This is a genomic window from Psychrobacter sp. P2G3 (assembly GCF_001593285.1).
Lineage (GTDB): Bacteria > Pseudomonadota > Gammaproteobacteria > Pseudomonadales > Moraxellaceae > Psychrobacter.
Window position 1 is genome coordinate 2,650,164 of record NZ_CP012529.1, and the last position, 11,722, is coordinate 2,661,885.

At 40.8% G+C, this 11,722-nt stretch carries 8 protein-coding genes; 2 read left to right on the forward strand and 6 right to left on the reverse strand.

Annotation, left to right across the window (positions count from 1 at the left end; genetic code table 11):
• Positions 1–55 precede the first annotated feature (55 nt).
• The 5 genes from AK823_RS10780 to AK823_RS10800 all read right to left on the reverse strand — a co-directional run bounded on the left by AK823_RS10780 (position 56) and on the right by AK823_RS10800 (position 5,021).
• Positions 56–1,000, reverse strand: coding sequence for a type II secretion system protein N (locus AK823_RS10780; RefSeq protein ID WP_068329148.1), 945 nt, complete (start codon positions 998–1,000; stop codon positions 56–58).
• Positions 1,001–1,804 (reverse strand): type II secretion system protein N, encoded by an 804-nt coding sequence (gene gspN, locus AK823_RS10785; protein WP_068037403.1) that lies wholly within the window; start codon positions 1,802–1,804, stop codon positions 1,001–1,003.
• 255 nt (positions 1,805–2,059) lie between these two features.
• Positions 2,060–2,383: an H-NS histone family protein gene (locus AK823_RS10790; RefSeq protein WP_068037404.1), complete on the reverse strand. Its 324-nt coding sequence runs from the start codon at positions 2,381–2,383 to the stop codon at positions 2,060–2,062.
• A gap of 521 nt (positions 2,384–2,904) precedes the next feature.
• Positions 2,905–3,549 carry a single-stranded DNA-binding protein gene (gene ssb / locus AK823_RS10795; protein ID WP_068037407.1) on the reverse strand — a complete coding sequence of 215 codons (645 nt, stop codon included), beginning with the start codon at positions 3,547–3,549 and terminating at the stop codon, positions 2,905–2,907.
• Positions 3,550–3,656: 107 nt separating this feature from the next.
• The gene (locus tag AK823_RS10800; protein WP_068037410.1) at positions 3,657–5,021 is read right to left on the reverse strand and encodes an MFS transporter; all 1,365 of its coding nucleotides are present in this window, start codon (positions 5,019–5,021) and stop codon (positions 3,657–3,659) included.
• 1,001 nt (positions 5,022–6,022) lie between these two features.
• Here AK823_RS10800 and uvrA point away from each other — a divergent pair.
• Together uvrA and AK823_RS14160 are read left to right on the forward strand one after the other, a co-directional pair.
• Positions 6,023–8,929 carry an excinuclease ABC subunit UvrA gene (gene uvrA / locus AK823_RS10805; protein ID WP_068037429.1) on the forward strand — a complete coding sequence of 969 codons (2,907 nt, stop codon included), beginning with the start codon at positions 6,023–6,025 and terminating at the stop codon, positions 8,927–8,929.
• Between the two features lie 388 nt (positions 8,930–9,317).
• A complete protein-coding gene (locus AK823_RS14160) occupies positions 9,318–10,634 on the forward strand; it encodes a hypothetical protein (protein ID WP_068329151.1) in 1,317 nt (438 codons plus the stop codon).
• A gap of 135 nt (positions 10,635–10,769) precedes the next feature.
• Here AK823_RS14160 and AK823_RS10815 read toward each other — a convergent pair whose 3' ends face one another.
• On the reverse strand, positions 10,770–11,693 hold the full coding sequence (locus tag AK823_RS10815) for a hypothetical protein (protein ID WP_068329154.1): 924 nt from the start codon (positions 11,691–11,693) through the stop codon (positions 10,770–10,772).
• Between the last annotated feature and the right edge of the window lie 29 nt (positions 11,694–11,722).

Consider the following 11,722-nt stretch of genomic DNA (forward strand, 5'->3'; position numbering starts at 1 on the left):
GTTGAAATAGTGGTGACTTGTTCAAACAGCTTTCATTTAAACACAATAATAGAGTCTAAAACTGCTGACGAATCGTAATCACTTGGTCCCCGCGTTTTACTTCAATCTGAGCTTCACCTGACTGCTGAACTTGTTTTAATAAGCCAGCATCTTGCGTAGGATCACTGCCGATACTTTGACCATTCACCTTAAGCACTCGATCACCCGGCTCTAGTCCCAACCGATTACGTACGCCGGCTGGCATCGCAGCGGTGACTTGATAACCTTCTCCTGCAGCCATTACCCCCATACGACTCAAATAGCTGGCTGGACTGTCTTGTAATGCTGTAACGGCTTCATCAATAGCAGAGTTTGAGTTACCTGTATCATTGCTATCGGCAGCAGATCCATTAACAGAATCAGCAACGTCATCACTAGGTGTAGAGTTAGGTATCGGCATCGGTTGCGTTGATGGTAACGTGTTATTAGTTGAGCTATTATTATCTGGCAAGCGCTGATTACTCACGTTCCCAGCAGCCATATCACTCTGATCAAGTGGCATTGAGTCCGCCATGCTAATGACAATTTGCTTGCTAGCAGCGTCAGTAATAATGACAGCATTCCAATCGACTGCAATAAGGGTATAGCCACTATCTTGTAAGCTTTCACCAATACGGTAATTTTTTACTTCACCATTTACATCTAATAATGCCGAAGATAAACTCTCTGGTATCGCTAACAGCACCCCTTTTAGAGCCACATTAGGCGGTGGCTGTACGGCAGCTGCAACGGGTTCAGGATCAGCGAAAATAGCAAACAAACTGCTATTATCAGCATTGGATGCTGCATTATTCTGCAATGACTGTATCTGCAAGGCAGGTGCAGTAGGCGGCGCTAATATCAGCCATAGTAGACGTGCTGCTGTCCAAGCTAACCAACCAAGGGCCAATAATAACAGCCATGCCGAAAATCGATTCAGGTTATCTATTACTGGTTTTAGGCGTGCCGATACACTCATCATTTAACGCACCCCTAGGCCTGTCATTAACGGCTGGCGAACACTCACCACCGCTGTATCTTTCGGTGCTTGCCCCTCATACTCTGGCATATTCTCTAATAACCGCTGCGTCAAACTCACATCTAGCATATTATCGCCATCAAGATACAAGTCGCCTAAACGCTTATCTTGATTGTCCAATAGATTCATATGTAGCAGGTTTGTATCATTCTTTTGTTCTGTACTGAGTTCAGCGCGCATGGCTGGCATCGTGATATAAAACACTTTACCGCCACTTGGATAACCGACTTCACCGCCAACCCATGTCAGCTGACCATCTGCTTTTGTAAAGCCTATCGACTTTGGATCTGAACCTGACTTGCGTTGCAATGAAATCGCATTGACTTGAATAGGGGTATTGGGCAGCTGCCAATCGACCAATCCAGCAAGCGTTTCCGGCGCAATTTTGCCGCTCATATCAGCAACCTGCCAAGCGTTACGCCCTACTTTTATTTGTCCATCAAGGCGCGTCTGACCGGTACTGATGTCGATATCAGCGCCTATTTTACCTAAGAACAATTGCCACGGCTGCCAAGACCAATCGGCTGAACCTGTCAACGGGATGGTCGCTACTGGCAATTGCCAAATGGCTGAGCCTTGCCATAAATTACCTGACACATGCTGCACATAAGGTGAATCCGGTGCGTATTTTTCAATTACCCACGCTGCTGGCATCTGTAACAATGCAAATAGAGTGAATAAAATGAATCCAACCAGCCACCACAGCTTACGAGGACGCTTATGAGACGAAGCAGATGCTTTGGGCACAGTTAGAGTACTCTTATTGGCAAGGTAAAAATGATATTATCATAACAAACAATCACCTATATATGACAGCAAAAAAACCAGTATCTTTATTTAAAGATACTGGCTCTTAAAATCTAATCAGACAATTGCATTATCACTTTAATATATAACTCTCTTTCAAAGAGCTGATAAAGTCAGTGCAATATAGATTGGCTATAGCAAAATATATCTTGCCCATAGTCATTATATAAACAAGCTACCATATTAACTTGATTTTTATACAGCAAAATCTTCAAGATCACTACCTGCTGCTAGTGCATCAACTAACCACGTAGGCTTACGGCCACGGCCAGTCCATGTCTCTTGATTGTTATCAGTATTACGATATTTGATACTGCGTTTTTTCTCTAATTTTTCACCAGCCTTTAGAATCTCTTCGATGGTACTGTTGCTTTCTTCTGCAATTTTTTCGAACTGCATATAAGCATCATATAAACGCTGGTGTTGTTTTTTGGCGATAAGTTGTTGTGCATTTTCAGTAATGGCACGTAACTCATCTACGTTTAAATTGTCTAAATCAATGGTATTATTTTTATTCATAACAGCCTCGGTTTCAAAAATAGAAATAAGCTCAATAGGTCTTTTATAACTTCTCAAGCGCTGGATAGATATCTAGCAATACTGCTTTACCGCTGTTGATGTCTCTTTGAATATAGTAATTAAACCAGATTTAATGTGAATCCATTTAATCGATTCTATAATATGCGACACCTAATTAAACAGCTTTAGTAACCGTGCGAGATTAACATAATTTTTATCCTTAATGAATAATTAAATATTAATAATAGCATTTAAGTTTTTGAATAATAAAAGTCTATATTCATATTAAATAATATTAGCTTTCATAATCATCTATCAATAACTACGCATATTCTATTATCTTTTATAGACATAAGTTTGTTATAGAAATATGGTTAAACATCTAAATGACTCATTTTATAAACAGCAAAAACCAACTACTTTTTAATTCCCTAACGCATTTAAGGCTATAAAAACATTAGCCATAAAAAAGAGCCTATATTTGAAGGCTCTTTTTTATATTAAAGTCTAAGGTGTATAAGTTAAAAAGGAATATCATCATCTACCGGGCCATCTGGCATAGCCGTAGGTTTTGATTGTGCTGGCGTTTGAGTAGGCTGATTAAACTGATTTTGTTGAGCCGGTGCATTTTGGTTATTGAAGCTATTCTGGTTACTGCCTTGAGCTGCCGCACCGCCAGCTTGATTATAGCCACCTTGCTGAGCTGGCTGATTGTTTGCTTGCTGACCAAAGTTGTTTTGATTACTTTGACCGCCTTGATTACCGTAACTGCCGCCTTGATTTTGATTTGAGCCTTGACCACCAAAGTTATTGCTATCTTGACCACCACTGCTCGTGCCATCGAGCATTTGCATTTGCTCAGCACGAATCTCAGTGATGTAACGATCTTGTCCGCTTTGATCTTGGTATTTACGGGTACGCAGACTACCTTCAATATAAACCTTACTGCCTTTACGAAGATACTGCGCGGCAATCTCTCCTAAGCGATTAAATAATGCAATACGATGCCATTCGGTCGCTTCTCTTTTTTCACCACTTTGCTTATCTGTCCATTGCTCTGACGTCGCAACCGAGATATTGGTCACGCTACCGCCATTATTAAATTGACGTGCCTCAGGGTCTGCTCCAAGGTTACCGATAATGATAACTTTATTAACTCCGCGCATGGTACCGTCCTTTTACTTATGAATAATTTAATGAATAGTTTTAACTGTCATTTAATGGAACCAATTAATACTATCAGTAATTTGTTTTTACTTTAACCAATTTTTGTTTAAATATCTAGGGGGCTTTGAGCAAGATGCGACAGCTCCTGTCGTGAAGTATCGGTCAGCTGGGTTTTGTCTAACTTAAGGTACGCCACTTGTTCTTTTGCCATTACCACCAGCTCATCGACGCCATCTACTGCTAGCATCTGCCGTGACCAATCTTGAATGTTGATATTTTTAGGAATAGTGACTGTCGTACTTGATAGATAAGGCGGCTGGGCAATCGGGATAATGAAGAGTAACGCTGCACCCATGATAGCGGCTAATATGCCCCAGGCCAGCAGATTTGGCTGCGTCAATAGTAAGCCACCCATCGCACCGCCAACAAAGGCCCCAAAGAACTGGCTAGATGAGTTAAGTCCCATTGCCGTCGCTTTATTCGCTACTGGCGCCCGCTTCGAGATCCATGATGGAATGGTGGCTTCAAGTAAATTAAAGCCCATAAAGTATAATAATAGACCTAAAATAATACCCACACCAAGATGACTACCAAAGGCGAGCAACGCTAATGAGGCAGTCATTAGCGCCAATGCTCCTAAAAACACTTGGCGCATTTTGCGTTTCTTTTCGGCAATGATGATAAACGGAATCGCGACGGCAAAGCCAATAAATAACAATGGCAAATAAACCAAGCCCTGCTGGCGTACAGACAAGCCCATCACGTCACTTAGCTGATGCGGCAAAATAACAAATATCGCCGTCATGGTGAGATGTAGCGCAAATATGCCGATATGCAAGCGGTTTAAATCGCCTATTTTTATCACGCTAGCCAATTGCTGGCCAATCGATTTATTGTCCAAATTATGCTTAAGGACTCGTAGCGGTGTGGGCACGACGAAAAGTAGCATCATCGCTAAAACAGCAAAGCCTGCGGTTAACCAAAACAGACCAGAGATACCAAGTGAACCGACTAATAAAGGACCAAAAGCAAAAGCGAGCATGATAGAGGTAGCAATGGTCAAGCCCATGGTTGCCATCGCTTTGGTGCGCATCTCTTCACGCGTCACATCAGCGAGTAATGCCATCAATACCGCAGAGACCGCACCACTACCTGCCAGCGCTCGACCGATAATGACCTCATAAATATCAGTCGCATTTGCCGCGATGATACCGCCAAGGGCAAATAATATTAAACCCAAAAATATGATAGGTTTACGGGGAAACTTATCCGCGGCAAGGCTCATTGGTATCTGAAAAATAGCCTGCCCTAGCCCATAAATACCGACCGCTAAACCGATCAAAAATGGCGTGGCATGCGCATAATTGTCACCATACACAGAAAACACAGGCACAATCATAAACAGGCCAATCATCCGCAAGGCAAATATACCACCGACCCCCAGAATTGCCCGTTTTTCTACGCTATTCATACTTGCCTCACTGGTTTATCACATCACGACTGACATCTATACATTATGACAATGCACAGCTGCGCTACACTTATGGGTCTATCGACTGCCTCTGGCAACTATCGGCTAGTAAGACTGACAAGTAGCATCTAGAGCTACCTGCTCTAAGAGCGACATGTACCAAATTTAATAATAATTTGGCAAAATGCTCGTCTATTCGCTCAACCCATAAATCAAGCCCCACAGTATAAAACATTCGCTACTTAGTTGCCGAGACTTTTGTCTTCCTGCCTAGACTTACTATTCCACGCCATCCCAATTCATTCATTTTACTCAATAATTTTGTTACTAAGTGCATCTAATACCTACTGATGCCTTGAATAATCCTGTAGTCATGACAATAAAGTAAGACGTTGTAAAAGTTATGATAGAGCAGTATATAAACAGGATAGCCTTATGAACGCGAACAATGATATTACGAGCAATTATTCATAGTACTTAACTATTCGTAGTTTGTAGATATTCCCAGTTTATAAATACTCATAGAGTCTAAAAGATAGAGCTTAAGAGATAAAGCATAATAAATAGTGTCTAAGAATATGAAATTGGCTTATTTATATCCTTTTGTGACATTAAGTCCTTAATTTATTACTCTATGATAACTTTGAGAATGAAATTAACGTTGATAACTTTGAGAATGAAATTAACGTTGATAACTTAGTATTCACATACATTACAGCAATAAACCCAATTCAATTAAAATTTAAACTTTTGTCAATATTTAAATAACGAATCGCTTTATAGTTAGAATCATCGCATACCCCAATAAATAATAAGTACCTATAAATCTTTAATGATGGTTATAAAGACCTTTTATTTTTAATAATCAAATAAAGCGTAGTCTATTTTCAAGTAGCATGACTAAATCTTTTAATTAAACCTTATCTACATTTTTGTATTTTATAACCATACGTACATAGTTTTTTTAATAACGCTTTTAGCAAATAGGAAACCCAGAACCGATGGCACACGAGCATATTAAGATTCGCGGCGCACGCACTCATAATCTAAAAAACATCGACTTAGACATTCCACGAGATAAATTTGTGGTGATTACTGGCCTATCTGGTTCTGGTAAATCATCGCTGGCCTTTGATACGCTTTATGCTGAAGGGCAACGTCGCTATGTCGAGAGTCTATCGGCTTATGCGCGTCAGTTTCTCTCGCAAATGGAGAAGCCAGAGGTCGATAGTATTGAAGGTCTCTCCCCTGCGATTGCTATCGAGCAGAAATCAACCAACCATAACCCGCGCTCAACGGTCGGTACGATTACCGAAATCTATGACTATTTGCGTCTGCTCTATGCGCGTATCGGTACGCCTTATTGTCCAGAACATGGCGAGCCAATGGTCGCGCAGTCGGTCACCGAAATGGTCGATCAAGTCATGGCGCTCCCAGATGACACAAAACTAATGATACTTGCGCCAGTGGTTCGTGAGCGCAAAGGTGAGCATACAGTTCTGCTTGAGCAATTAATTGGTCAAGGATTCGTACGCGTACGTGTCGACGGCGATGTCTACGATACTGATGAGCTACCAACTCTCGATAAAAAGAAAAAGCATACGATTGAGGTCGTGGTTGACCGATTTAAAGTTCGTGATGACTTAGGCAACCGCGTCGCTGAAAGTTTGGAGACTGCCCTACGTTTAGGACAAGGGTTGGTGACGCTGCACTTTATGGATGGCAATCCAAAAGAAGGTGGCGATGCTAATCAGGTCATGTCAGCTAAGCATTCTTGCCCGGTTTGTGATCGCGCAGTGTCTGAGCTTGAGCCGCGTATGTTCAGTTTTAACAATCCGTATGGTGCTTGCCCAAGTTGTGATGGTCTCGGTAAACGTCAGTATTTCTCTGCCGAAAAGCTAATTACTCACCATGAAAAATCGCTCAATCAAGGCGCGATTAATGGTTGGGATAAGCGTCACGCTTATTACTTTGGCCTGCTCTCTACTGTCTGCAAGCACTTTAAAATTGATATGGATGCGCCGTGGCAAGAGCTGCCAAACGCACAGCAAGATCTCATCATGCATGGCTCTGGTAAAGAAAAGCTAACTTTTAACTTTACCGATGAGCGCGGCCGTAAAACCAATAAGACGGTACCATTTGAAGGTGTGCTTCCTTATCTAGAGCGTCGTTATGCCAAAACGCAAAGTAACCTTGTGCGTGATGAGCTGGCGAAATACTTGGCGGATACCACGTGTAACGTCTGTGATGGCGCGCGTCTGAATGAGATATCACGCAATGTCCGCGTCAACGAGCATACCATCGCTGAAATCGTCAAGCTGTCTATTGGTGACGCTGCTGACTATTATAAAACGCTAAAAATTGGCGGTCATAAAGGTGAAGTTGCGGAAAAAATCTTTAAAGAGATTAATGAGCGTCTAAACTTCCTCGTCAGTGTCGGACTTGATTATCTATCCCTTGCCCGCTCTGCTGAAACGCTATCGGGTGGTGAAGCTCAGCGTATTCGACTTGCCAGCCAAATTGGTGCAGGTCTCATGGGTGTGATGTATGTACTTGATGAGCCATCTATCGGTCTACATCAGCGCGATAATGATCGCTTGCTAAAAACCCTAACGCGCTTGCGTGATTTGGGTAATACCGTGCTAGTCGTTGAGCATGATGAAGATGCCATTCGCCAAGCGGATCACGTCATCGATATCGGTGTCGGCGCGGGCGTACATGGCGGTCATATCATCGCTCAGGGTACGGTCGATGACATCATGGCGAACGAAGAATCACTAACTGGACAATATATGTCTGGTAAGAAAAAAATCGAGATTCCAAGCATACGTCACAAGGCTAAAACGATAGAGATTGAGGAAAAAGGGAAAGCCAAACCGAAAAAAGTACCGATGACCATTGAGCTAAAAGGTGCATCAGGTAACAACTTACACGATGTTGATTTGACCTTGCCAATAGGTATCATGACTTGTATCACTGGCGTCTCAGGTTCTGGTAAATCAACTTTGATTAACCGTACCTTAATGCCACTGGCAGCAACGCAGTTGAATAATGCCTCAACGCTCATCGCGGATAAGCATGACAGCATCAATGGTCTTGAGCATTTGGATAAAATGGTCGATATCGATCAAAGTCCGATTGGTCGTACACCGCGTTCAAATCCAGCGACGTATACCGGTGTCTTTACGCCAGTACGTGAGATGTTTGCACAAACGCAAGAAGCGCGGGCCCGTGGTTACAAAGCGGGTCGCTTTAGCTTCAACGTGAAAGGCGGACGCTGTGAGATGTGTCAAGGTGATGGTCTCATCAAAGTTGAGATGCATTTCTTACCTGATATGTATGTGCCGTGTGATACCTGTGAAGGCAAACGCTATAACCGCGAGACTTTAGAGATTCACTATAAAGGCAAAAATATCGCTGACGTGCTCGATATGACCGTTGAGGATGCGACTGAGTTCTTCTCTGCCATTCCAGCGATTTATCGTCGCCTGCAAGCGTTGATGGATGTTGGTTTGAGCTACATTCGCTTGGGTCAATCTGCGCCAACATTGTCAGGTGGTGAAGCGCAGCGTGTTAAGTTAGCCCGTGAATTGGCCAAACGTGATACCGGACAGACGCTCTATATCTTGGATGAGCCAACCACTGGTCTGCATTTCCATGATATTGATAAGCTGCTCAATATCTTGCATGCCCTACGTGATAAAGGTAATACCATCGTGGTCATCGAGCATAACTTGGACGTCATCAAAACCGCGGATTGGGTGATTGATTTGGGCCCTGAAGGCGGTAAAGGCGGCGGACTGATTATCGCGGAAGGTACGCCTGAGGAAGTAGCGGAAGTGAAAGGCTCATATACTGGTGAGTTTTTGAAGCCGATGCTTAAGCAGGCGATGAAAGAAGTAAGTTAACTAGATAATATTTATTTGGAAAGTGATTGAAAGGCTGCTCTTTAGGGAGTGGCCTTTTTTGTTGGGTTGGGTTTTAGGTTTATTAGACTAAACTTACTATTTGATTGTATCCACGTCACTAATATGCGAGCTAGTTTTTTTAGTGACTCTCCTTTATTTAAACGATTTAAAGATATATAAAGCGGAGCACTACCAATGTCTTCTTTCAAAGTCTTTAATTCATCTTTAACAGTACAAAACAAGACGAATATGAATTGGTACACGTTTTCATACAACTTCTAAAAAGGTGGTTAGTGATTAAGTACTGTGATAATATTTACATATGTTTACTTTTTAGACATAATATTTACATTATATTACACGAAAACTCACTTTAGGCATTTAAATAATGAATTCAAAAAGACGTTTATCACTAGCTATTAGTGCTATTTCATGCACACTATTATTGACTGCATGTGGAGGTGATGATTCTTCATCAACGCCTACTCAGACTACTACACAGGATCCAGCACCAGATTCACAACCAACGCCTGATCCAAAACCAACACCTGATCCAAAACCAACACCTGATCCAGAACCAACACCTGATCCAGAACCAACGCCTGATCCAGAACCAACGCCTGATCCGACTCCAGCTTTTAAACTACCGCTTTCTGTAAATATTCCCGATCTTGTAGAGTCAGATTCGAATAAGCTTCCGTTTAAACATACGAATTCAGGAGCGGTTGCCCTTACTAACGGTATTTATCTTCCAAAACTTGTTAATTTATTTGGTGATGAAGTAAATTGTCCTAGTTCTAGTGATACAGCTTGTCCAAGCTTTATTCGTCTGTGGATAGACTCAAATAACATGATCCATCAAGACGCTTGGGTGTATTTACCTGTCGATAAAAAGTGGAGCTCTTTGAGTATAAATCCTAGACAACGAATATTTGGTTTTATGGGTTATGGTGATCTTTACTCAGATGGTAGCGTCTTAAGTACTAAAAGATTCGATTCAGAAAATTCTATTTGGACATCTACTCCTGATGGATTTACTGCTAAATACTTAAATAATACGACTTACAAATTCAGTGTTTCTGACAAAAGCTTGAGTAATACTATGATCGATCCCAAGCGTCCTAATGCGGGAACTTATAGCAGCTCTGTTAAAAGCTTTAGAATTGATTCAGGAATCTCAGAGGGCGAATATTACTATTTTGATGATGCCGAAGTTTATTCGTCACAAGCAGCATCTACATCAAATGATGATTCATCTTATCAAAACATCGAAGCCTATCGTGCTGCTCATTCAACGACAGAAAAGGTTGTTTGCGCATTTAAAGCAGAGTCAGGCTTCGGTAGAACGGGACTTGTATTTAATAGTACTCAGCTGGGAGCAACCTTATATTCATTAGACTCTAACTGTGCCAAAGATATTGATACTACTGGACCAAGTAAAGCGGTCACAGAATATTTAACTGCGATTGATGGTAAGAGAATTTTATTGTTCCCAGCATTATCTTTTGATAGTGTGACGGATAAATCTTACAATACAGCGATTACTTTAAACGACAATGGTGTACCAGCTCATGGCCGTAGATATGGAGTAGGTTATGCTAATGAAACTCAATCTGGATATATTAACCAGAAAGGGTTTGATGAATGGTTAAAAACGGTAGCAAACGAGACATCAGCACTTGTGTATCCTTCTACAAGCAATTAAATCTACTCAGTAAGCTAACTTATAATCAAGAGCTTCATTATTCTTAATGAAGCTCTTGATTCTTCTACAAGTTCTACCAGCTAACTCTTAAGGTCGACTTTGAACGCAGATCAACCTATGTACTAATTATTTGTCTTAAGAATGCATACTTACTACGACATTGATACTTATTATGCTTGGGTCTTCAAAAATAGCTAAATCTTGAGTAAGCTTCATAGTTGTCGTACAAAAAATAGCAAAGTCATCCTCTATAGCCTCGGTTACTTCACATGTTTGTTCTAAGCTAGGAGGCATACTAGCACTCATTACACAGATTATATCTTTAATGTCAGTCAGATTAATTCCAACTTTATTTAACCCTTCCAAATAATTACTCTTGAAACTATCTTTGTTATCTTCGTTTGCATAAATTGTTGGAAGTATATTTAGTAGTCTATTGCCGCTGAATACATGTTTCCAATCATTAAAGTCATAGCCAATCATAGAGTCGTCCTGCCTATAAACGCTACAAACTGTAGTTACAACTGAATCTATAAAGGAATAATAAAAGTTATAACTCTCAATGCTCATATCGTTTACAAAATCATTTTTTGCTTGTGATGTGATGAAAGGTATAGCAAAAGTAGGAATAGATGATAGTGTGCTCACCTTATCTCTTAAAGCATTTTGGGATTTGGTCTTGAAACTACTTATTTCATCTATAGTTGAAGGAAGGATTGCAAAAGTCAGTGCTGATATAGTAGCTATTTCTTCTTGAAAGACGCGTAAACCATAAAGGCTAGCCTCCTTTTCAACTAAAAAAACTATGACTTTTTGACTTTTGAGTTGCTGATCTCTATCGATTTCTGTCATATTCTTTAAATCGTCTAAACTAACTATTTTAAAATCTGAATCATGGATATCGATTTTTAAATATCTATTAGAGGCTTTATTAAACCTATCTTTACCAATATTTTGCGCTACCTTCTTAGTTATTTGACCTGTTGTGACGAGCATAAATCCTTCAGGTTCTTTGTGATTAGGAATATCACTCATTGTATATTTAGAAGTACTGCTCATAGTAACGAACTCTTTGTCATGTTTTAGAA